Annotated in this window: 17 protein-coding genes; 7 read left to right on the top strand and 10 right to left on the bottom strand. The window is 66.8% G+C overall.

The window, feature by feature from the left end:
* Window positions 1-21 precede the first annotated feature (21 nt).
* From PAM7066_RS16170 to PAM7066_RS16185, 4 genes are all read right to left on the bottom strand, one after another.
* Window positions 22-882, bottom strand: coding sequence for an amidohydrolase family protein (locus PAM7066_RS16170; RefSeq protein WP_085855258.1), 861 nt, complete (start codon window positions 880-882; stop codon window positions 22-24).
* Window positions 879-2,018, bottom strand: coding sequence for a mandelate racemase/muconate lactonizing enzyme family protein (locus tag PAM7066_RS16175; protein ID WP_085855259.1), 1,140 nt, complete (start codon window positions 2,016-2,018; stop codon window positions 879-881). The genes PAM7066_RS16170 and PAM7066_RS16175 overlap by 4 nt, the downstream gene beginning before the upstream one ends.
* Window positions 2,015-2,920, bottom strand: a complete 906-nt coding sequence (gene kdgD / locus PAM7066_RS16180) for a 5-dehydro-4-deoxyglucarate dehydratase (RefSeq protein WP_085855260.1) — start codon at window positions 2,918-2,920, stop codon at window positions 2,015-2,017. The genes PAM7066_RS16175 and kdgD overlap by 4 nt, the downstream gene beginning before the upstream one ends.
* Window positions 2,921-3,005: 85 nt before the next feature.
* Window positions 3,006-3,713, bottom strand: a complete 708-nt coding sequence (locus PAM7066_RS16185; protein WP_085855289.1) for a FadR/GntR family transcriptional regulator — start codon at window positions 3,711-3,713, stop codon at window positions 3,006-3,008.
* A gap of 99 nt (window positions 3,714-3,812) precedes the next feature.
* Between PAM7066_RS16185 and PAM7066_RS16190 the strand changes: the two genes are divergently transcribed.
* The 6 genes from PAM7066_RS16190 (at window position 3,813) to PAM7066_RS16215 (ending at window position 16,210) form a co-directional block, all read left to right on the top strand.
* Entirely contained in the window at window positions 3,813-4,802 is a 990-nt protein-coding gene (locus PAM7066_RS16190) for a TRAP transporter substrate-binding protein (RefSeq protein ID WP_085855261.1), read from the top strand.
* Window positions 4,803-4,860: 58 nt separating this feature from the next.
* Window positions 4,861-5,376 carry a TRAP transporter small permease gene (locus PAM7066_RS16195; protein ID WP_085855262.1) on the top strand — a complete coding sequence of 172 codons (516 nt, stop codon included), beginning with the start codon at window positions 4,861-4,863 and terminating at the stop codon, window positions 5,374-5,376.
* 4 nt (window positions 5,377-5,380) lie between these two features.
* Window positions 5,381-6,658 (top strand): TRAP transporter large permease, encoded by a 1,278-nt coding sequence (locus PAM7066_RS16200; protein WP_085855263.1) that lies wholly within the window; start codon window positions 5,381-5,383, stop codon window positions 6,656-6,658.
* 9 nt (window positions 6,659-6,667) lie between these two features.
* Window positions 6,668-7,462, top strand: coding sequence for an NAD-dependent epimerase/dehydratase family protein (locus PAM7066_RS16205; RefSeq protein WP_085855264.1), 795 nt, complete (start codon window positions 6,668-6,670; stop codon window positions 7,460-7,462).
* A gap of 15 nt (window positions 7,463-7,477) precedes the next feature.
* Window positions 7,478-8,998: an aldehyde dehydrogenase (NADP(+)) gene (locus tag PAM7066_RS16210; RefSeq protein ID WP_085855265.1), complete on the top strand. Its 1,521-nt coding sequence runs from the start codon at window positions 7,478-7,480 to the stop codon at window positions 8,996-8,998.
* 423 nt (window positions 8,999-9,421) lie between these two features.
* Window positions 9,422-16,210 (top strand): autotransporter-associated beta strand repeat-containing protein, encoded by a 6,789-nt coding sequence (locus PAM7066_RS16215; protein WP_139215037.1) that lies wholly within the window; start codon window positions 9,422-9,424, stop codon window positions 16,208-16,210.
* Window positions 16,211-16,292: 82 nt separating this feature from the next.
* Here the strand turns inward: PAM7066_RS16215 and PAM7066_RS16220 are convergent, their stop codons facing one another.
* Window positions 16,293-16,682: a septal ring lytic transglycosylase RlpA family protein gene (locus PAM7066_RS16220; protein ID WP_245749726.1), complete on the bottom strand. Its 390-nt coding sequence runs from the start codon at window positions 16,680-16,682 to the stop codon at window positions 16,293-16,295.
* 219 nt (window positions 16,683-16,901) lie between these two features.
* On the opposite strand from PAM7066_RS16220, the gene PAM7066_RS16225 reads away from it, so the two are divergent.
* Entirely contained in the window at window positions 16,902-17,417 is a 516-nt protein-coding gene (locus PAM7066_RS16225; protein ID WP_085855268.1) for a ferritin-like domain-containing protein, read from the top strand.
* A gap of 47 nt (window positions 17,418-17,464) precedes the next feature.
* Here the strand turns inward: PAM7066_RS16225 and PAM7066_RS16230 are convergent, their stop codons facing one another.
* The 5 genes from PAM7066_RS16230 to PAM7066_RS16250 all read right to left on the bottom strand — a co-directional run bounded on the left by PAM7066_RS16230 (window position 17,465) and on the right by PAM7066_RS16250 (window position 22,261).
* Window positions 17,465-18,415: an NAD(P)/FAD-dependent oxidoreductase gene (locus PAM7066_RS16230; RefSeq protein ID WP_085855269.1), complete on the bottom strand. Its 951-nt coding sequence runs from the start codon at window positions 18,413-18,415 to the stop codon at window positions 17,465-17,467.
* A 102-nt stretch (window positions 18,416-18,517) separates the two neighbouring features.
* Window positions 18,518-19,825, bottom strand: coding sequence for a TRAP transporter large permease (locus PAM7066_RS16235; protein ID WP_085855270.1), 1,308 nt, complete (start codon window positions 19,823-19,825; stop codon window positions 18,518-18,520).
* Window positions 19,822-20,328, bottom strand: coding sequence for a TRAP transporter small permease (locus tag PAM7066_RS16240; protein ID WP_085855271.1), 507 nt, complete (start codon window positions 20,326-20,328; stop codon window positions 19,822-19,824). Before PAM7066_RS16240 ends, PAM7066_RS16235 begins: the two co-directional genes overlap by 4 nt.
* On the bottom strand, window positions 20,328-21,314 hold the full coding sequence (locus tag PAM7066_RS16245; protein ID WP_085855272.1) for a TRAP transporter substrate-binding protein: 987 nt from the start codon (window positions 21,312-21,314) through the stop codon (window positions 20,328-20,330). Before PAM7066_RS16245 ends, PAM7066_RS16240 begins: the two co-directional genes overlap by 1 nt.
* Window positions 21,315-21,385: 71 nt before the next feature.
* A complete protein-coding gene (locus PAM7066_RS16250; protein ID WP_245749725.1) occupies window positions 21,386-22,261 on the bottom strand; it encodes a 5-methyltetrahydropteroyltriglutamate--homocysteine S-methyltransferase in 876 nt (291 codons plus the stop codon).
* Window positions 22,262-22,263: the final 2 nt, after the last annotated feature.

A 22,263-nucleotide genomic window follows, 5' to 3' on the forward strand; every position in this document is an offset into this window, starting at 1 on the left:
AATCGGGCCTCCGCCGCGACGCTACCGGCCCCCGAAGAACAGCGATTGCGGGGTGTCGACAAGCGCCATCCGCATGGCATCCTCGGACGGGAACCAGGAAAGGACCGTGTTGAGAAGGGCCGCGTCGTCGGGATACTCCGATGTCGTCTTGGCCATGTTGTGCGGCCAGTTGGTGCCCCAGACGATGCGCTCGGGGGCATGGGCGGCCATCTCGCGGGCGACCTCTGCCACGTCATCAAAATCGGGCGCGCCGGCGGTGCTGCTCTCATAGCAGCCGGCGAACTTGAACCAGCAGTTGCCGCCGTCCAGAAGGCGCTTGATCGCGGCCTTCCGCCCCGGAGTGGGGCCGTCGAAGATCTTGGCGTGGTGGTCGAGGATCCACGGCTGGTCGAGCCTTGCCAGCCGCGCCTCTTCCTCTTCGATCCGGCTGCCGTCGAACTGCACCGTCATAACCCAGTCGCGGGCCTTGGCCCGGGGGGCGACCTCGTCGAGCTTCGACAGCGGCACCGCTCCGCCCGGCAGATCCATGATGCGCGCGCCCACGACGCCCGCCTCGGCCAACTGGTCGAGCTCGGCTTCGGAGGTGTCGGCGTCGATGCAGCCGATGCCGCGCGCGACGTCTCCCATCTCGGCCAGGCAGGCCAGGAGGTTGCCGTGGTCCTTCTGCTGGGCATTGCCCTGCGTGACCACGACCCTGTCGATGCCGAGCCACTCCATCACCTGCCGGTACTGGTCCGGCGTCGGAAGATCGCCCGGCGGGTTCGGCGGGCCGCCTTCGATTGACGGGTAGCCCGGCAGATACATGTGCATCTGCGTGTCCACCGTGCCCTTGGGCAGGGTCGTCCGGGGCTTCGGGCCGGTCAGCTTGCGCTCGATGGTCATGGGGCCTCCTTGGGCGCGAATTCGGTCAGGGCGTCACGGTTCACCTCGATCCCGAGGCCGGGACCGTCAGGGATCGTCACGACGCCGTTCTCCTGTTCGATGGGAGTGGTCACGACCGCCTGCCGGAACGGATTATGGGTGCGGTCGAATTCGAGGATCGGCTCGATCGGGTCGCGGCGCACCGGGTTCGGCACCATCGCCGCCATCCATTGCAGCGACGCCGCGATCTGTACCGCCGTGCCCCAGACATGCGGCACCAGCCGCACACCGTGGAGCGCGGCCATGTCGGCGATCCGCCGCATCTCGGTGAAGCCGCCGCAACCGCAGAGGTCGGGCTGCGCGATGTCGATGGCGCGCGTCTCCAGCGGTTCACGGAAGCCCCAGCGGGTGTGCCAGGTCTCGCCACCTGCGACCGGGATCGGCTGGCGGGCCTTCACCTCGCGATAGGCGGCGAGGTGTTCCGGAACCACGGGCTCCTCGAACCAGTCGATGTCGTATTTGGCGGCACGGTTGCCCAGCTCGATCGCTTCAAGCGGGTCGTAGCCATGGTTGCCGTCGATCATCAGGCGCATCTCGGGGCCGATCGCGTCGCGCACGGCCTCGATCACGCGCAGGTCCTCGGGCACGCCGAAGCCGATCTTGATCTTCAGTGCGTGGAAGCCCGCCTTGCGGTGGCCGGCGGCCTCTTCGGCATTGTCGGCCACCCGATCGACCCCGTCGCGGCGGAAGGACCCGGTGGCGTAGGCGCGCACGCTCTCGCGGAAACGTCCGCCCAACAGGACCGAGATCGGCTGACCCAGCACCTTGCCCTTGATGTCCCACAGCGCCACGTCGATCCCGGACAGCGCGGTAACGGTGAGCCCCCGTTGCCCCTGATCGCGCAATGCATTGTAGAGGGTCGCCCAGATCTTCTCGGTCTCGAGCGGGTTCGCCCCGATCAATCGGCTGGCGTAGGCCTGCACCACCGCCGCGTTCGGCCCGGCGGGGCCGAGGCATTCGCCCCACCCCACCGTGCCGTCCTCGCAGACGATCTCGACCAGCAGATGGGTGCGCCGATCGAAGCGCATCGAAGCGCTTTCGAACGGCACGTCCAGCCGGTGATCCAGAAAATGCGTATGGACGTCGGCGATCCTCACCGCGCTTCGGCCCCGATGATCTCGCGCAGGACACCCATCTCTTCGTCGGTCAGGTCCGTCAGGGGCGGACGGACGGGGCCCGCATCGAAGCCCTGAAGGCGAACGCCCGCCTTGATGGCCGAGACGGCATAGCCGGCCTTGCGGTCGCGCAGCTGGAGGAAGGGGTAGAAGAAGTCGTTCAGGATCTCCTCGCACCGGGCCCGGTCGCCGGCCTGGAGCTTGTCGTAGAACTCGATCGCGAGGCGCGGCACGAAGTTGAACACGGCCGAGGAATAGGTGCTGAACCCGGCGGCCAGATAGGCCTCGGCGAAGACCTCGGCCGTGGGCAGCCCGCCCAGGTAGACGAGGCGGTCGCCCATCTTGGCCGTGAGCTGGCGCATCTTGCCGACCTCACCGCCACCGTCCTTGAAGCCGACGAGGTTCGGCAACTCGTCGCAGAGCTGCGCGACGGTTTCGGGATGATACTGCGAAACACCGCGATTGTAGATCGTGACGCCGATGCCGACCGCGTTGCAGACGGCGCGGACATGGGCCGCAAGTCCTTCCTGCGGGGCTTCGGTCAGGTAGTGTGGCAGCAACAGGATGCCGTCGGCGCCCGCCTTCTCGACCGCCTTCGCGACGCCCACCGCGATCTCGGTGCCGTAGCCGCAGCCGGCCACGATCGGCGTGTCGCCGGCGGCCTCCTTGGCGGCAGCAACGACCGTCGGGATCTCGTCCGGGGTCAGCGAGAACATCTCGCCCGTGCCGCCGGCGGCGAAGAGCGCACTGGCAGGGTAGCCCGAGAGCCAGTCGACATGCGCCTTGAACGGGTCGGGCGCGAAGGCGCCGTCGGCGTCGAAGGCCGTCACGGGGAAAGACAGAAGACCCGACCCGAGGGCGGACTTGAGCGATTGGGGATCCATCGCGCGACACTCCATTCTGTTCGCAGTTTTTACCGGCTTAGACGAGGCACCGCGAAACTGTCAACACTTGTATGACAAGTTCGCATTATCGTCGGATGAGGTCGCGGTAGCGGGCCATGGAATTGCGCAGATGGTCCTGCATGGCGGCCCGCGCACCGGCGGAATCTCCGCCGGAGATGGCCTCGGCGATACGCTCATGCTCGGCCGCGATCTTGGCGATGAAGTCCGGCGCGGCCCTGCGCTCGGTCAGGCTGAGCGCCGCGCGAGGGATCATCGAGAGGCCCATGATGTCCAGGAATTCGCGGAACCGCGGGTTGTTCGTCGCATCCGCGACAGCAAGGTGGAAGGTCAGGTCGGCCTCCTTCGTGGGCCGGTCCTCGGCAGCGCAGCGGCGCATTTCGGCGGCGGCATCGAAGATCGCCTCTTCCTGCTGGGGACTGCGGCGCTGCGCAGCAAGGGCAGCGGCCTCCATTTCGACCGAAACGCGCAGTTCGAGCATCTCGATCACCGAGGAAATCTTCTCGTAATCGATGATATGAAAGGGTCGCGGCGGCTCTTGCGGCCGCTCGAGAACGAACACCCCCGCCCCTTGCCGCGGCGCAACCAGCCCGTCGGCGCGCAGGCCCGCAATTGCCTCGCGCACGACGGTGCGCGACACGCCGAACCGCTCGGTCAGGCGGGCTTCGGACGGCAGCTTGTCTCCGGGGCGGAAGGTGCCCTCGGCGATTTCCGAGCCCAGCGTCTGAATGATGTCCGCCGCAAGGTTGCGTCTTGCTTCACCGGTACGGGCCATCGGCGGGACTCCCTTCTTCACGATCGCTGTCATCATACGGCTTGACAGGTAACGACACAACTCGTCATACAAATTACCGAAACCAAGGGAGGAGATACCATGACCAAACACATCACCACCACCGCGATCGCAGCCCTTCTGGCCGGCGCGACCGCCATGCCCGTGGCCGCCGAGACCTGGCGCGGGTGGAACATCCACCCCGAGGACTACCCGAACGGCGTCGCGCTCGAGAGCTTTGCCGACATGGTGACCGAGCGCACCGAGGGCCGGATCGAGCCGGAAGTCTACCACAACGCCGTCCTCGGCGATCAGCCCGACGCGATCGAGCAGCTTCGCAGCGGCGGCATCGACTTCGCCAACTTCAACATGGGCCCGATGGGCGAGATCGTTCCCGACACGAACGTCCTGTCCCTGCCCTTCCTGTTCACCGACCTCGACAACATGCACGAGGTCATGGACGGCGAGATCGGCGACCGTTTCGCAGCCGCCCTCGAAGAGGCCGGCATCATCGCCCTGTCGTGGTTCGACAGCGGTGCGCGCAGCTTCTACAACACCGAGCGCCCGATCGCGACGCCCGCCGACATGGACGGCCTGAAGTTCCGCGTGATGAACAACGACCTCTACGTCCAGATGGTCGACCAGCTTGGCGGCAACGCCACGCCCATGGCCTACGGTGAAGTCTACCAGTCGCTGCGCACGGGCGTGATCGACGGCGCCGAGAACAACTGGCCCTCGTTCGACACGTCGAACCACTACGAGGTGGCCGGCTACTACTCGAACACAAACCACCTGATCCTGCCCGAGTGCATCTGCATTGCGGCCGAGACGTGGGAAAACACGTCCGACGAGGACAAGGAGATCGTGCGTCAGGCCGCTACCGAGGCCGCCGATCAGCAGCGTCAGCTCTGGCAGGAAAGTTCGGAAGCGAGCCGTCAAAAGGTTCTCGATGCCGGTGTCGAGGTGAACGAGGTCGAGGACGCCTCTGCGTTCCAGGACGCCATGCAGCCGATCTATGACCAGTTCATCCAGAACAACCCTGATCTGGAAAGCTACATCACCGACATCCGGGCCACGCAGAACGCGGGCTGAGCCCTTACAGGCCGGGCGGCGCTGATCGCCCGGCCACCGATCCGGCAAAGGGGCCACCATGCTTCTCGTGGATGAACGCAAGACCCGCGACCCTGCCTACCGTGTGCTCCACGCGCTTGCGACGGTGTGCATGGGAATCGCAGGGGTGCAGCTTGTTCTGCTGATCGTGATCTTCGGCTGGCTCGTCTGGGGCCGCTACGTGCTGAACGACACGCCCACCTGGGTCGAGCAGCTCGCCCTGGTCCTCGTCGTCTGGATCACCTTCCTGGGCGGCGCGACCGGCGTATGGACGAAATCCCACCTCTCCGTCGATTTCATGCGCGAGATGATGCCCTCCGCCATCGCCGCGCCGCTACGCTGGGTGGCGCTGGTGGGGGTCCTGCTGTTCTCGATAGCGCTGGCGATCTACGGAACCGAGCTGACGATGAACACCTGGGCCCGCACCATTCCGATGCTGGGCTTCGCCGAGGGCTGGCGCGCCATGCCCATGGCGATCTGCGGCGTTCTTTCGGCGCTCTTCACCCTCTACCACATGGCCGAGCATGCGCGCGGCCGCGACCCGCTGAAAGGTTGACCGCATGGGCCTAGCCCTTCTCTTCGGCCTGTTCTTCTTCGGCCTGATCGCCGGGATGCCCGTGGCCTTCGCGCTCGGCCTCGCGACCGTCGGCGGCTTCCTGTTCGAGGGGCTGCCGCTGTTCATCGGATTCCAGCGCATCCTGTCCGGCATTTCGGTCTTTTCGCTGCTGGCCATCCCGTTCTTCATCTTCGCGGGCGAGCTGATGATGCAGGGCGGCATCGCGGCCCGCCTCGTCCGTCTTGCCGCGTCGGCCGTGGGCTTCATGCGCGGCGGTCTAGGCGTGGTGAACGTCGCCTCGTCGATGCTGTTCGGCGGCATCTCGGGTTCGGCGGTTGCCGACACCTCGGCGCTCGGCTCGATCCTCATCCCGGTGATGCGCGAGAAGGGCTACGACGCCGACTACGCCGTGAACGTCACCGTGACCTCGTCGATCGCCGGCGTCGTCATCCCGCCCTCGCACAACATGATCCTCTACGCGGTCGCGGCGGGGGGCGTGTCTGTGTCGAACCTCTTCATTGCGGGGATCCTGCCGGGCATCCTGATGTGCCTGATCCTCGGCTTCGTCGCGTGGTTCATCGCCGTGCGCCGCGGCTATCCGGGTGAGGCCTTCCCCGGCTTCCGCGAGCTTGGCATCCGCTTCATCGTCGCGATCCCGGGCCTGATGACGGCGATCATCATCGTCGGCGGCGTGCTGTCGGGCGTGATGACCGTGACCGAATCCGGTGCCTTCGGGGCGATCTGGGCGATCCTCGTGACCACGCTGGTCTATCGCGAACTCAATTGGGAGCGCTTCGTCGCGGCCGTGGTTGCTGCGGTGCGCACCACGGCGCTGGTGATGATCCTGGTCGCGACCGCGTCGTCCTTCGCCTACCTGCTGGCGCTCTACCGGGTGCCGGACCTGCTGGCGACGACCGTGACGATGATCTCGGAGAACCCGATCATCATCCTTCTGCTTTTGAACGTGACGCTGCTGGTCCTGGGCATGATCATGGACATGGCGGCGCTGATCCTGATCTGCACGCCGATCTTCCTGCCCGTCGTCACCGACCTTGGTATGGACCCGCTGCAGTTCGGTGTGATCCTGATGATGAACCTGGGGCTCGGCCTCTGCACCCCGCCGGTGGGCGCCTGCCTCTTCGTCGGCTGCGTGGTCGGCGGGATACGGATCGACCAGGCGGTGCGGACCATCCTGCCCTTCTACGCGGCCATCATCGTGGCGCTCCTGCTCGTCACCTACGTGCCGTTCTTCTCGATGTATCTTCCCAGCCTAATGAACTAGGAGCTTGACATGAAACGACTTCTCATCACCGGAGCGGCCGGGGGGCTGGGGCGGTTGATGCGAACCCGCCTGGCACACATGGCCGATACCATCCGCCTGACGGACCTGACCGAGATGGAGCCCGAGGGCGACGGCGAAGAGGTCGTCCAGGCCAACCTCGCGGACGAGGCGGCGGTCCATGACCTGGTCCAGGGATGCGACGGGATCGTCCATTTCGGCGGCGTCTCGGTCGAACGCTCCTTCGACCTGATCAGCGACGCCAATCTTCGTGGGGTCTACAACCTCTACGAAGCGGCCCGCGCCAACGGCCATCCGCGCATCGTCTTCGCCACGTCGAACCACGTCGTCGGCTTCCACACCCAGGACCGACGGCTGAGCGCGCACGACCCCATGAAGCCCGACGGGCTCTACGGCGTTTCGAAGTGCTTCGGCGAGGCGATGGCCTCGATGTACCACTCGAAATTCGGGCAGGAGACCGCGCTGGTCCGCATCGGCTCGTGCTTCCCCGAGCCCATCAATCACCGGATGCTCGCCACCTGGTTCAGCCCCGACGACTTCGTCTCGCTGATCGAGTGCTGCTTCCGCGCACCGCGCCTGGGCTGCCCGATCATCTGGGGCGTGTCGGATAATGACGAGCAATGGTGGGATAATTCCGCAGCGCGCTACCTTGGGTGGAGGCCGAAGGACAGTTCGGCCCGCTTCCGGGACAAGGTCGAGGCCGCGAACGAGCGACCCTCTGCCGATGCACCGGATTCCGTCTACCAGGGCGGCGCCTTTACCGCCGATCCTATCCACCGCGACTGACCCTATGAGGACAACATGACCTATCAACCCCACGGCAAGCACCTGATCGCCGGCGAGCGGGTCGCGTCCGACCGCAGCTTCTCCTCCGAACCCGCCCACGGGACCGCGCACGACTTCTCGGTCGGCACGCCCGACTTGGTGAACCGCGCCGCCGAGGCCGCCGAGGCCGCCTTCGACGCATACGCCGCCACCTCGCGCGAAGACCGCGCCGCGTTCCTCGACGCCATCGCCGAAGAGCTGGAAGCGCGAGTCGACGAGATCACCGAAACCGCGATGTCCGAGACCGGACTGCCCGAGCCGCGCATCCGCTCGGTCGAGCTACCGCGGACCGCGAACCAGCTGCGCCTCTTCGCCAAGCATATCCGTGACGGCGCCTACCTTGACCAGCGCCATGACGACGCGATGCCTGACCGCAAGCCGATGCCCCGGCCCGACCTGCGCATGATTCAGCGGCCGATCGGACCCGTTGCCGTCTTCGGCGCGTCGAACTTCCCGCTCGCCTTCTCGACCGCCGGCGGCGACACCGCCGCGGCGCTGGCCGCCGGCTGCCCCGTCGTCGTGAAGGGCCACGGCGCCCATCCCGGCACCGGCGAACTGGCCGCCGAGGCCATCCAGGCCGCAGCCGAGCGGACCGGCATGCCCACGGGCGTCTTCTCGTTGATCCAGGGCGGAGACCGGACCGTCGGACAGACGCTGGTGCAGCACCCGCTCGTCAAGGCGGTCGGCTTCACCGGATCGCTGAAGGGCGGCCGCGCGCTCTACGATCTGTGCGCCCAGCGCGACGAGCCGATCCCGTTCTTCGGCGAGCTCGGCTCGGTCAACCCGATGTTCCTGATGGACGAGGCGACCGAGGCCCGCGCCGCCGAGATCGGCAAGGCTTGGGCCGGGTCGCTCTGCATGGGCGCCGGCCAGTTCTGCACGAATCCCGGTGTCGCCGTGGTGCTGGACGGTTCCGGCGCGGACGCCCTGCGTGACGCCGCCAAGGAGGCGCTCGAGGGGATGGAGCCGCAGACCATGCTGACCGACGGCATTGCCTCGGCCTACAAGGGCGGCGCGGCGGCGATGGCCAAGGAAAGCGGCGTCACGGCCGTGGTCACGACCGAACCTGCCGAACGCAGCGCCACGCCCTTCCTGTTCGAGACCGACGCCGACACCTGGATGTCGAACCACGCGATCAACGAAGAAGTCTTCGGGCCCCTCGGCCTGATCGTGCGCTGCAAGGACGCCGCGCAGATGGAGAAGGTAGCACGGACGCTCAAGGGCCAGCTGACCATCACGATCCATATGGATGACGGCGACGCCGAAGCCGTCCGCTCGCTTCTGCCGATCGTCGAGCGCAAGGCAGGCCGGATCCTCGTCAACGGCTTCCCCACTGGCGTCGAGGTTGCCGACGCGATGGTCCACGGCGGCCCCTACCCCGCCTCGACCAATTTCGGCCATACGAGCGTCGGCACCCTGTCAATCCGCCGGTTCCTGAGGCCCGTGTGCTTCCAGAACCTGCCCGAGGCCGTCCTGCCGGCCGACCTCAAGGGCTGACCTGTCGCGGGCCCGCCTAGGTCCGCCTCGCCCTGCGCCGCCGGACGTAATCGGGCTGCGCAGGGCTTTTTCCCCCGGTCCACGCCAGCGAGGCCCCGGTTCGATCCGAGAGTATCCGCGCTGGCTGCCCGTGTCGTGGATGTCCCGGCTCCCGTCTCCTCCGACTCCTCATTTTCCTGACGCTCGGCATGGATGACCTCGCTCCCGGTCTTCAGGTCGAAGATCGCGATCCCGTCATCCCTCGCGCGCGGCCGTGACGCACGACGTTCTGGTGTGGAAGCACGACGCGTGCACATGCTCGTGCTCCGGCTCCACTCATTCCAGGTCGAACTCGCCGCTCATATCGCGGGCGGGCCGTCAAAGTTAACGAGTTGGCAAAAATTGGTGGTTAACGGTCGGTGCGTTAATTCCCTTGGAGCCTCCATGAAAAGCTATCGGTCCATTCTCTCGACTACCGCGCTGGTCGGGACACTCGTCGGTGCGGCGCCCGCCACCATCGCATCGCCTGTCCATAGCATCGTGGAGGATGGCGGCGGTCGCGCCGGCCACGCGATCCAGGGCATCGCGACTTTCGGCACGTCCGACGCGCAAACGACCTTCACCAACTTCTTCACCGAAGGTGGTGCCGGGTCGGGCGGAGGCGCGGGCCTAGGCGGTGTCTTCTTCATCGACAGCAACGCATCGCTGACACTGCAGAATATCGACCTTCGCGGCAACGTGACCAAGGGCGGACAGGGCGGGAGCAGGCCGCCGGTCGATCTTTCGGGCTCGACCCTTCTCCTGACGGACCTGACCGCAGACATCTCGGCCGTTCAGGCCATCAATCCCCAGCCGATCCTGACCCGGGTCGGAAGCACCTACTTCGTCGCGGGCGTGACGCTGGCCAACCAGAACCCCGCGATCAGAAGCGGCGTCTCTGCCGGGCTCGACGGCGTGAACGGGACCGTCGACATCGAGAGCGTCGACGGCACGGAAGTGACCTTCGCGACGAACGTGGAGATCAGGACCGAGTCCATCACCAAGGCAAGCACGACCGCCGTGATTCCCGGCGCCACGACCCTTCCGATCGACACGCTCACCGGCAGCAACGAAAACCTGCGCATCGGCGCGTCCGTCTTCGGGACCGGGATCGACGACGACACGCGGATCACCGGCGTCAACTATGGCGGGGCCGACGGGCGCGAGGTCGTCAGCATCGTCATCGACAAGCCCACCACGTCCGCGACGTCCGGCTTCGACGCCGTGAACGTCGGCACGCTGACCGCGCCCCAGTTCGCGCGCGTCGGCGCCGACGAGATCCGCATCCTTTCGAGCGGCAACACGCTCAAGGTCGGCATGACCCTCGCGGGCGAAGGCATCGCGGCCGGCACGACCGTCACCGCAATCGACGAGGACGGCACGGTCCGGTTCTCTCAGCCGCTCCCGGCCGGGCTGCAGGAGTTCAAGGGCCTGATCGAGGCCGGCCAGGTCGGCAGCAACATCATCAACCTGCCCGCCCCCACGACCCGCGTCTCCGTGGGCACCATCGTGACGGGTGCAGGCATTCCGGCCGGCACGACCGTCACCAGCATCGAGGGCAACAGCATCAAGCTGTCGAACGCCCTGACCGCGGTGCCCGAGACGATCCGGACGACGCCGATCTTGTCGCAGGCGGCGTCCGGCGGGCAGACCCGTCTGCGGCTGCCCGCCCACCTGACCGGCATCGCTGCCGGAATGGAGGTGTCCGGCACCGGAATTCCCGCGGGCACCAGGGTTGTCTCGTATAGCTCGGCAACAGGGATCGCCGTTCTCGACCACGCGGTCACCGAGGCGCTTTCGGACGTGCGCTTCGTTTCGCCCCTGCAGGACGGCGGCGCGATGAATGGCGGGATCGTATCGGCCAGCGGATCAGGCTCGGACGGCGGCAGCGGCGTGAACGCGAACTCCGCCAGCGCCTTCATCTTCAGCGGCGAAGGCCAGGCTGGCCGCAACGGCGGCTCGGGTGGCGCAGCGACGCAGGGAACCGGCGGCGACGGTGGATCGGGCGGCGACGGCAGCAACGGCGCCCCGGTCAACAAGGAGCTGATCTTCGACATCGCCACGACGACGGCCTCGGCCGTGGCGGACACCGCTTCGGCGGCCGCAGCTCTCACCAGCTTCCCGACCGACGTGGGCGAAAGCATCGTCAGTGCGGCCAATGCGGCCATCACCTGGATCCAGGTCGCCGACCTCGGCATCCGGCTTGGTGTCTGGCAAAGCGACCAGGCGAAAGGTCGGGTCGGTCTCGGCGGTGACGGCGGCACCGGTGGTGCGGGCGGTGCCGGCAGCGAGTTCTTCGGCGGCGGGGCCGGCGGCGACGGCGGCGACGGTGGCGACGGCGGCAATTCAATCACCGACGGCGGAACCGGCGGCAACGGCGGCAATGGCGGCCGCGGCGGTTTCGGCGCCGGCGGCGGCTCGGGCGGCACCGGCGGGTCGGCCGGTTCGACGGGCAACGGGATCGACGGTAGTTCCGGGGCCGGTGGTGCTGCGGGCTTCGGCGGCGGGGTCGGCTCGGACGGCGCGGGCTTCGGCGGTGGCGGCGGCTCGGGCTATGGCGGCGCGATCTTCGTGCGCTCGGGCGGCAGTCTCGTCGTCAGCGGCAACAGCACCTTCGCCAACAACGCGGCCCTCGCGGGTTCGAGCAGCAACGCCGGTCAGGCCGGCAACGCGGCGGGTTCCGACATCTTCATGATGCGCGGTTCGGACGTCCTGCTGGCCCCCGGCGCCGGCAACAGGATCCGCATCGAGGGCACGATCGCGGACGACAGCACGGCGAGCATCTCGTCCATGTCCAACGCATCGGGCGACGGCGCGTCTCTCAGGATCGGGGGCGGCGGCACGGTCGAGCTTCTGGGCGAGAACACCTATACCGGAACCACCAACATCGAGGGCGCGGCGCTTGCCGCCAAGGATGGCATTGGCATCCACTCGCGCAGCCATCTGCAGTTCGACGGGGGCGGCGCACTGTCCGACCTGGCCGAAAGCAACGCCGGCGTCCTGCTGACCGACGGTCAGTTCGTGCGGCGGGTCGGCACGCTGTCGACGCAGGCATCCTGGAGCGGAAGCGGCGGATTCGCGGCCAGCGAAGAAGGGCTGACCCTGAATTTCGGCTATCTCGGCGGCGCCTCGGGCCAGACGCTTTCGCTGGGGCAAGGCGGCTTCGTGGGGGGCGACTCCGTCCTCGTCTTCGGCGCGCGTGACGCGACCGGCACGGTGCGGCTGGTCAACAAGATCGTCCTGAACGGCGGCAAGATGAACGTCGCTGTCCACGACAACGAAGCGGTCGACACCGACCGCGCCGTCGTGACCGGCAACATGACGGGCGGCGCGCTCGAGGTCGGTGCCGCGGGCTATACCGGCGAACTCGTGATGACGGGCACGAACGCCCTGACCGGGCTGACGGTCAATGCCGGAAAACTGACCACGCGCGAAGGCGACGTGGTGGGCCGGCTGATGGCCTCGAACGGCATCGCGACGGTGGACGGCGGCGGCCTGGCGTTCTCGGCTGCCGAGATCTTCGCGGCCCTGTCGGTCGCGGCACGGGGAGAGATCGTCGCGGCCGATGCCATGACGGTGAACCAGCTGACGAACCAGGGCCTCTCGACGTTCTTCGGCATCCTCTCGGCCGGCGCGATCCACAACCTCGCGGACGGGGAATTGCGGGTCAAGCAGGTCACGTCCGACAGCTTCGTCAACGAGGGGCTTCTGCTTCTGGCCGGGGACGTGACCGTGGGACACGGTGCGCCGCTCACAAACGATGGCACGATTGCCGTTGCCGACATCCGACACATCGTAGCGGACGGCCTGGCTGGCAAAGGGACCCTGAGCGTGGCCGACGAGGGCGCGCTGACGCTCGAGTTGAGCGGCGTCTCGACCTACGAGGGCAGCAGCAGCGGCGCCGGCGAGATCGCAAAGGCCGGGACCGGCACGCTGACCCTGACCGGCGACATGGGACATACCGGTGCGACGCGCGTCATGAACGGCACGCTCGTCCTCGACGGCGGCACCCTGTCGGACATTGCGACGCTTGCCGTCGAGAAGGACGGCCAGTTCATCCTGCTCACGCCGGAAACCGTGGGCGACCTGCTCTCGGCCGGCATGATCGAGCTCCATGCCGACCTGACGACGACCGGCAAGATGGTCAATGACGGCGTCCTGACCTTCCGCGAGCCCGTCACCCTGACGACGGCTGGCCTGTCGGGCGGCGACACGGGCGAGGTTCGCATCGACGCGGGCACACCACTGCGCCTGGTCCAGTCGAAGAACACCATATATTCGGGAAACTTCACCGGCGACGGCATCCTCACCAAGGCCGGGTCGGGCACGCTGAGCCACGACGGCGCGGCGGGCAGCTTCACCGCCGACGGCATCCTGGTCGAGGAAGGCGGCATGTCCTTCGCGTCGGCACAGGCGTTCGACAGCCTATCGGTCGCGGCGAAGGGCAAGGTCACCTCGGCGGACGCGCTGACCGTAGACACGGTGACGAACGAAGGCATCTCGGCGTTCGGCGGACATCTGTTCGCGGGCTCGATCCACAACCTGACGGGCGGCGAGATGAGGGTGGATGCCGTCACGGCCGACGCGTTCGAGAACGCGGGGCTGCTGCTTCTCGCCGGCGACGTCACCATGAACCATGGCGCCTCGATGCAGAACGAGGGCAAGATCGGCGTCGCCGACGCAAGGCGGATCATCGCGGCCGGGCTGTCGGGCGAAGGCTCATTAGAGCTGTCCGAGGCAGGCATCCTGGCGCTCGACCTGAGCGGCGCCTCCAGCTTCGCGGGCAGCAGTGCCGGGGGTGGCCGCATCATCAAGGAGGGGACGGGCCAGCTGACCCTGACCGGCGAGATGCTGCATTCCGGCGGCACGCGGGTGACGAACGGCACCCTCGTGCTCGACGACGGCAACCTGTCGGATGTCGGCACGCTGGTCGTGGACAAGAACGGCCGGTTCGTGCTGCTCACGGACGAAAGCGTGGGCGAGCTGCGGAACTCGGGCAAGGTCGAACTGGTGGCGAACCTCACCGCGGCGGGCAAGGTGGTCAATGATGGCTCCCTGACTTTCGAGGACCGCGTCACCCTGACGACGGCCGGACTTTCGGGAGGAGCCACGGGTGCAATCACGATCGACGCCGAGGAGTCCCTGCGCCTCGTCCAGACGGGAACCAGCACCTATTCCGGCACGATCGGCGGCGCGGGCGTTCTCACCAAGGCGGGGACGGGCACGCTCGGCCTCGACGGGGCCGAGGGCAGCTTCTCGGTCGGCACCCTGTATATCGACGCGGGGCGCGTGACCTTCGCGAGCCCCTATGTCGCCGCGCAGACTGTCGGCGTCGATATCCGCTCGAACGGTACGCTGCAGCTCGCGAACGGGAACCAGCGGATCACGCGGCTTGTGGGGGCGGGCACGCTCGCCCTCGGCACGAACGACCTTTATGTCTCGGACGGTGGCGAGTTCTCGGGCGTCCTCACCGGCACGGGATCGCTGCGGGTCGTCGGCGGCCAGTTCCTGGTCGACAGCAGCCTGTCATCCGAGACGAACGCGTTCGAGGTCGACGGGACAAGCGACATTCTGGTCGCCAAGGGGCAGAAGATCACCTTCCCCAAGGTCAACGTCACCGGAGGCAAGCTGTCCGTCGCGGGCGGTCTGAAAACCGCCGAACTGTCGGTGTCCAAGGGCGGCACGCTGCAACTGGGCACGGACGAGAATATCTCTGTGGAGGCGAAAACCACCACGATTTCGGGCGCGGGAAGCTCGGTTCGGGGCAACGGCCGGGTCTCGGGCAAGATGACGATCGGCATCGGCGCGTTCCTGCGGCCCGGCAATTCGCCGGGCGAGATCGCCGTCGAAGACCTGGTGCTTGCCGAAGGCTCGACGACCGAGCTGGAATACGTCAGCGGAACCTCCCACGACGTCATGCGCATAACCGGGGAGTTCACGATCGAGCCCGGCGCGCGTCTCGACATCCTGGCGACCGCCGGTCAAAGCCTCGCTGCCGGTGAAAGCGTCCGCTTCTTCGATTTCACCGCCGGGAACCTGTCCGGCCATTTCGGAGAGGTCGCCAGCGGGTTCGACGGCACGTCGGTCCTGAACCTGTCCACCGGGTCGCTGGTCGGCCTCGGCGGGATCACGATCGACGAGCTCTTCGAGGCTGCGGCGCGGACCGATAACGACCGCGCCATCCTCGCGGCCGCCCTCGTGGCGGGAACCGACGGGGTCGCCCAGACCTACGGGGGCAACCTCGTGCCATCGCTGGCGTTGGCACAGACCTCGGCCAACCCGGCTGCGGCCAACGCGGCGGTTCTCGCCATGGCCTCGCCCGAGGTCTACACCGGGGTCGGCGAGGCTGCGTCGTTCGGCCTGCGCCATGCGCTTCCCGGCGCCGCGCTCGAGGCCGGCTCCGCGCGGTTCGTCCTCAGCGGCGCCGAGGCCGAAACCGATCAGGACCGCCGCTTCGCCGATTATGGCCTGTCCGCCAACTTCGCCGGCGGATCGGTGGCGTTCGGCACCGAGATCGGCATTCTCTCGGGCTCGCTCGGGAAACTCGACGGAGAGGTGTCGTCCGACTACCTGGACGCGGAACTCGACGGTCTTGCGGCAGGCATCGGCTTCGCCCTGCCGATCGGCGGCGTACCGGGCCTGACCGCAACGGCGCGGGCCGGGATGGCAAGCTACGACGTGTCGGGGGAACGGATCGCCCTCGGCGGCCGCACGAGCATCGACGGCGTTGACGCGTCGTCCCGGCTTCTGGGGCTGGGTCTTGCCTACCAGCACCAGGCCGGGCGGAACCTGTTCTCGGCCACGTCCGAACTGCTTCGGCTGAGCGATGACGTGGACGGGTTCGCCGAACAGGGCGATGCGCTGGACGCCCTCTCGGTCGAGGGGCAGGACGCGGACCGGACCTATCTCGACCTCGGGGTGGCTGTCCGGCATGCGGCAACGCCGCAAGTGGGGCTCTCGGCCTCGCTCGACACGAGCATCCGCCTGTCGGGCGACGAGCGCGAAGTGCTCGCCGGTCTAGCCGTCGAAGAGGCACGCTTCGGCGTCGGGAACGGCGGTCTCGCCGACCAGGAGTTCCGAGTCGGCCTCGGCGCGGACGTGCAATTCGGTCAGCACAACTCTGCCTCGGCGAGCATCAAGGCCGGAAGCGCTTCGGAAGTGACCTACGCCGTGTCGCTGGACTTCAAGTTCTGAAAAACCGGGCCGGGTGGCGACCGCCACCCGGCCTTCACGTCTGCCACGCAGACGTGGCACCTGCGGATTGCGCGCGATGCGATCAGGCAAGCACCTCGATCTTGACGTGGGCGACGCCGGTGGCGGTAAGCCCGATATCGTTCGCCGCCTCTTTGGACAGATCGATCACCCGGTCCTTGGCAAAGGGGCCCCGGTCGTTGATCCGTACCACCACGGATTCATCGGTGACCTCGTTCGTGACACGGACCTGCGTGTCGAAGGGCAGCGTCGGATGGGCGGCGGTAAGGTCGTTCATGTCGAACGTCTCGCCATTCGCCGTCTTGCGCCCGTGAAACCCCGGACCATACCAGGACGCCGTTCCCTCGATCGTTCTCTCGACGGTTGCGCCTTCGTGCGCTGAGGCGAGAAAAGGCACCGCGAAGAAGCAGCTTGCTGCGAGAGCGGTTCGGCGCATGAGCTTGGACTTGATCATAAGGTGTTCCTCCGTGTTTTTTTGGTCGTTGGACGCCATCTGTGCAGGCCGTCCGCCATGTGCAACGGGGGGTCTTTCGGGTTCCATCCTCGGGGCAAATCAGGCGGATGGTCGCCACTTTCCGGGGTTTGCGGGCACCTTTCCGCCGGGGCAAGGAGGTCAGGAACAAACGCAGTCCGGGTCGTTTGTGTAGTCAACACGACACTACAGGAGGCATAGATGGCCGATACCGATTACGCGCGCGAGGTGTTCCTCACGGGATTGAAGAACGCTCACGCGATGGAAAAGCAGGCGCTGTCGATCATGCAGCCGCAAGTGAGCCGCCTGAAGCACTATCCCGATCTCTCGAAGCGCCTCGAGGCGCATATTTCCGAGACGGAAACGCAGCTCGAACGCCTTTCGGAGGTGCTGGATTCCGTCGGGGAAAGCAGCTCCACGACGAAGGACGCCTTCCTCTCGACCGTCGGCTCGACCGCCGCGCTGAGCCATGTCGCGGCCGCGGACGAGGTCCTGAAGAACTCTTTCGCGAACCTGGCCTTCGAGAATTACGAGATCGCCGCCTATATCTCCCTTATAACGGCCGCCCAGGTTTCCGGCGAAAGCAAGGCCGTGCCCTTGCTGGAAGCCAACCTGGACGAAGAGCGGCGCATGGCAGAATGGGTTGCGGGACACATTCCGTTGATCACCGAGACATTCATCTCGCTGAAGGACTCGGGCGAAACGGCGAAAGTCTGAGTTCGCCCTTCGTCAGCGCGAGGGCAGTCGCCGTCGTGCTGACGCAATCAACTGGCCCGCGGCCAGTTTTCGGCGACGGAATCCCGGAATAGCTGGTTGTTGATATCCGTCGCGGCGATGGCAGCCTGCCCGGTCGCCACCGCGACCTGCGCCAGCCCCTTCACCGCGTCACCAGCAGCATAAAGCCCCGGCACGTTCGTCCTCTGGTGGTCGTCGACGATCAAGGCGCCCTCGGCGTCGCCTTCCGCACCCACCGCCCGAGCGAGTTCCGAACGCACATCCCGGCCGAGCGCCGAATAGACCGCGTCGAAACTATGCTTCTCGCCGCCTTCCATGTGCCAGGAGTCGATCGCCCCATCGGCGAGGCCGAACTGCCGCACCGGCACGTCGATGACGCGCACTCCGGCATCCCGAAGCCCCTTGCGATCCTGTGGAGAAAACTCCATCGGCCGGCCCAGCGTCAGCAGCGTCAGATCATCGGTATAGCCGCGCAAGAGCAGCGCTTCCCTGAGCGAGCAGGCGCCGTAGCCGATGATGGCGACCTTCTGTCCCGTCACCTCATAGGCGTCGCAAATGGGGCAATAGCGCAGGAAGCCGTTCCGGGTGGCCTCTGGGATGTCGGGGAGGTCGGGCTCTCGGTCGACGCAGCCGGTCGCGAGCAGGACCATCCGGCTGCGGACGGTTCCCGCCGACGTCTCGGCCAGGAAGGATCCGTCCGGATCGCGCCTCAGCCGGTGGACGGTATCGCTCACGATCCGGGAGCCGTAGCGCATGGCCTGCTCGCGCATGCGCGACAGCAGCGTGTTGCCCGGTATCCCGTCGGGGAACCCGGGCAGGTTGTGCGAGACCGGGATGCGGCTCGCCCGGCTCGCTCCCGAGTCGAAGACGATGAACCGGCGGCGGAACCGCGCCAGGTAGGTCGCGGCAGTCAATCCCGCGGGACCGCCACCGATCACCACCACATCGACGTCCGTCTCGTTGGTTCGTCGTTCACTCATGACCCGCTTCGCGCCTCTCGTCCCGAGCGCCTCCGTTGCTTCTCTTGAGAGACGCAGCCAGGCGGGAATGGTTCACAGTCGCGGCGACAACTGCCCTCGCGGTCAGCTCCCGATCATGGTGTTGGGCAGCCAGAGAGAGATCCCCGGGAAGGCCAAGAGAACGAGGAGCGTCACGATCATCGCCAGGAGATAAGGCATGATCCCGCGGAAGATCTGGTTGAGCGACGTGTCCGGCGCGACCGATTTCACGATGTAGACGTTGATCCCCACGGGAGGCGAGATCAGCCCCATCTCGAGCGTCAGGACCACGAGCACGCCGAACCAGATCGGGTCGATGCCGAGCTCGATGACGATTGGGTAGAAGATCGGCATCGACAGGACGAGCATCGCAAAGCCCTCCATGAAGCAGCCCATGACCAGGTAGGTCGCCAGCATCAGGGCGAGGACGCCGAGGACCGGCAGGTCCAGGCCCACGATAAACGCGCCGAGCGATTGCGGGATGCGGCTGAGCGCCAGGAACGGGATCAGCGTGTAGGCCGAGATCAGGATCAGCATGACGGCGGCGGTGGTCACGACAGACGAGCGCGCGGCCTTCCAGAACGCGTTCAGCGTCAGCGTGCGCCGGATGAGGCCGAAGAGGATCGCCAGCCCCGCCCCCACCGCCGACGCCTCGGTCGGAGAGAACACACCGCCATAAATCCCGCCGATAGTCAAAAGGATGATGCCGATGATCGGCGCGGCGTTCGCCATGGCCAGGAGCTTCTCGCGCCCGGTGGTGCGCGGCCCCTCCGGGCCTTTCGTCGGGTCGAGGTAGCACAGGACCATGATGGTGCCGACGAACATCGCCAGCAGCAGAAGGCCCGGCAGCACACCGGCGAGGAACAGGCGGCCGATGCTTTCCTGCGCGAGAATCGCATAGATCACGAAGCCGGTCGAGGGCGGGATCAGGATGCCCAGCGTCCCGCCCGCGGCGACGGCCCCCGTGGACAGGCCCTTGTCGTAACCGAACCGGTCCATCTGCTTGAGGCTGACCTTGCCCATCGTCAGCGCCGCGGCCACCGACGATCCCGACAGCGCGGCGAACCCGCCGCAGCCGATCACGGTCGCGGCGGCAAGCCCGCCCCGCAGCCGCCCGATCAGCGCATAGGCGGCGTCGTAGAGCCGCCGGCTCATGCCCGTCTCGGTGGCGATGTTGCCCATGAAGATGAACAGGGGCACGACCACCAGCTCGGCCGACGAGGCCAGCGTGAAGGTATCCGAGGCAAGGTTGGCGATCGCGGCGGAAGGAGAATTCAGGATCGCCTGCCCTGTCAGACCGACGGTGAACATGGCCAACGCCACCGGGATGCGCAGCGCGAGAAGCACCAGCAGCACGACCATGCCGATGGTGCCGACGGCGAGACCGCTCATGCTTCGTGTCTTTCCTGCAGGGGTTTGCCGCCAAGGATCAGGAACACGGCGCGCAGGGCCATGCCCAGCGCGGTGATGATCGAAGCAACCACCACGAAGTACTGGAACCACGCCTTGGGCATCTCGATGATGTTCGTGGCCAGGTTCAGAAGCCGCGACAGGGACGCCGAGTCCCATGCGGTATAGGCGATGAGGGCGAAGATGACCGCCCCCAGAAGCGCCGCGACGATGTCCCCCACCCGCTTGAGCCAGGTGGGGAACACGCGCTCGAAGACGTCCACGACGATGTGTCCGTCCATTCTGTCGCAGATCGACATGCCGCCGAAGATCACGATGACCAGCGCCATCGATGTCAGGTCCTGCGCCCCGTAGAGCGGATGACCCAGGTAGCGCCCGACCACGTCGTAGCAGATCACCAGGGTCAGCCCGACGAGGCCCAGGGTGCCGGCAATGGCCGCCACGCGCGCGAGGACGTAGGACAGCTTGTCGATCTTCGCGAGCATCAGCCTTGCTGGCCGGTCATGACGTTGTAGACCTCTTCGGCGCCGCGCTCTTCGACGATCCGCTGCGTCACCGGCTCGGTGATGTCGCTGAAGGCCGCCGATTCTTCTTCGCCGAGTTCGATGACGGTGTTGTCGCCTGCACCCTTGATGCTCTGCAGCGTCTCGTCGGCCTTGGCGTACCAGCCCTCCTCCGACAGGCGCGAGAGTTCGCGGCCGGCAATGCTGTCGATCGCCGCGCGCTGCTCTTCCGGAAGGCCGTCATACTTGCTCTGGTTCATCACCACGAAGAACGAGATGTGACCGAGATTCGGGCCGGTGGTATAGCTGTTGGCCACCTCGTCGAGCCGGAAGTCGCTGATCGCCGAGGCGCCCGTGATGATGCCGTCGATCAGGCCGGTCTGCAGGGCGTTGTACATCTCGCTGGCGGGCATCTGCACCGGCGTCCCGCCGAGCGCCTCGACCAACTGCCCGGCCGCCGAGCCCGAGACGCGGATCTTCAGCCCTTCGACATCGGCGGGCGTACGGATGTCCTTGTCCTTCATGATGAAGACGTTGGGCTCGGACAGCCACAGCGCGAGCGGCTTGGCGCGGGGGAACTCGTCCTGAAGCAGCCCGGCATCCCAGGCATCCCACAGGATTTCGTAGCCCGAGCGGTCTCCGCCGCCGACGCCCGGCAACTCCGAGATCATGGTCTTGTCGAACTGCGACGAGGTGTAGCCCGGCAGGCCCCAACCGATATCGGCCACGCCCTGGATGACGCGGACATATTGCTCGGTCGGGCCGGCACCCAGCTCGCCGCCCGGGTAGACCTGGATCTCGAGGCCCGAGTCGGCGACGGCTTCCTGCAGAGGTTCGATATTGGCCTCGGTCAGCGTGTGCTGCGGCGGCACGAAATGGGCGTAGGACACCGTTTCGGCGCTCGCCGCACCGGCGGTCAGGATCGTCGCGGCCGCGATGGCGCGGCGCAAGGTCGTCTGGATCGTCATTCTGGTTTCCTCCCTGAATGTCCCGGCCGGTCGACCGGCCGGGTTGCTCTTTGATCTGGTGTGGCCTTCGCTCAGACGGTGCCCCAGATGTCCCGGGCCAGCGTCACGACACGTTCGAGCTTGCGCCACTGGTCGTCCTCGGTCAGCGCGTTTCCGTGCTCGGTCGACGAGAACCCGCATTGCGGGGCGATCCCCAGCTGGTCGAGATCCACGTAGGCCGAGGCCTCGTCGAACTTGCGCTTCAGCCAGTCCATGTCCTCGAGCTCGGGCGTCTTGGTGGTGATGAAGCCGGCCATGATGCGCTTGTCGCCCTTGGGCAACAGGCGCAGCGGCTCGAGGCCCCCTGCCCGGTCAGTGTCGTACTCCATGAAATAGACGTCTACGTCGGCACCGAAGATCGCCTCGGCCGCCGCCTCGTAGCCGCCCGAGGCGACATGGCTCGAGCGGAAGTTGCCGCGGCACATGTGCATCCCTATGGTCATGTCGCTGGGCCGATCCTTGATCGCCTCGTTCAGCATCCAGCCGTAGCGCTCGATCAGCCAGTCCGGGTCCTGCCCCATCGCCCGGCGGTTTTCGCGCTGCGTCTCATCGCACAGATAGGCGAAGAAGATGTCGTCGAGCTGCAGGTAGCGGCAGCCGGCCTCGTAATAGGCCGCGACCGCGTCCTTGTAGGTGTCGGCGATGGCGGAAAAGAACGCCTCGTGATCCTTGTAGGGCTCGTGCCGGATGGTGTCGGGAGTCACCCGGAAATGGATCGCCGAGGGGCCGGGGATCGAGATCTTGGGACAGACCTTCGTGCGCTCGGCCACGAAGCGGTAATGCTCCAGCATCGGGTGGTCCTTGGGGAACGCGAGCGGCCCCGAGTTGACTGGAAACACGCTGATGTCGGCGCCCTTGAAGCCGAGGCCCGAACCCGTCTTCTCCTCGAATTCGATCCCGTCGAGCACCC

The organism is Palleronia marisminoris (assembly GCF_900172315.1).
GTDB lineage: Bacteria > Pseudomonadota > Alphaproteobacteria > Rhodobacterales > Rhodobacteraceae > Palleronia > Palleronia marisminoris.

Coding starts and splice junctions, on each gene's coding strand:
- PAM7066_RS16170 (WP_085855258.1), bottom strand. CDS start 882: ATGACCATCGAGCGCAAGCTGACCGGCCCGAAGCCCCGGACGACCCTG.
- kdgD (WP_085855260.1), bottom strand. CDS start 2,920: ATGGATCCCCAATCGCTCAAGTCCGCCCTCGGGTCGGGTCTTCTGTCT.
- PAM7066_RS16185 (WP_085855289.1), bottom strand. CDS start 3,713: ATGGCCCGTACCGGTGAAGCAAGACGCAACCTTGCGGCGGACATCATT.
- PAM7066_RS16190 (WP_085855261.1), top strand. CDS start 3,813: ATGACCAAACACATCACCACCACCGCGATCGCAGCCCTTCTGGCCGGC.
- PAM7066_RS16195 (WP_085855262.1), top strand. CDS start 4,861: ATGCTTCTCGTGGATGAACGCAAGACCCGCGACCCTGCCTACCGTGTG.
- PAM7066_RS16200 (WP_085855263.1), top strand. CDS start 5,381: ATGGGCCTAGCCCTTCTCTTCGGCCTGTTCTTCTTCGGCCTGATCGCC.
- PAM7066_RS16205 (WP_085855264.1), top strand. CDS start 6,668: ATGAAACGACTTCTCATCACCGGAGCGGCCGGGGGGCTGGGGCGGTTG.
- PAM7066_RS16210 (WP_085855265.1), top strand. CDS start 7,478: ATGACCTATCAACCCCACGGCAAGCACCTGATCGCCGGCGAGCGGGTC.
- PAM7066_RS16215 (WP_139215037.1), top strand. CDS start 9,422: ATGAAAAGCTATCGGTCCATTCTCTCGACTACCGCGCTGGTCGGGACA.
- PAM7066_RS16220 (WP_245749726.1), bottom strand. CDS start 16,682: ATGATCAAGTCCAAGCTCATGCGCCGAACCGCTCTCGCAGCAAGCTGC.
- PAM7066_RS16225 (WP_085855268.1), top strand. CDS start 16,902: ATGGCCGATACCGATTACGCGCGCGAGGTGTTCCTCACGGGATTGAAG.
- PAM7066_RS16230 (WP_085855269.1), bottom strand. CDS start 18,415: ATGAGTGAACGACGAACCAACGAGACGGACGTCGATGTGGTGGTGATC.
- PAM7066_RS16235 (WP_085855270.1), bottom strand. CDS start 19,825: ATGAGCGGTCTCGCCGTCGGCACCATCGGCATGGTCGTGCTGCTGGTG.
- PAM7066_RS16240 (WP_085855271.1), bottom strand. CDS start 20,328: ATGCTCGCGAAGATCGACAAGCTGTCCTACGTCCTCGCGCGCGTGGCG.
- PAM7066_RS16245 (WP_085855272.1), bottom strand. CDS start 21,314: ATGACGATCCAGACGACCTTGCGCCGCGCCATCGCGGCCGCGACGATC.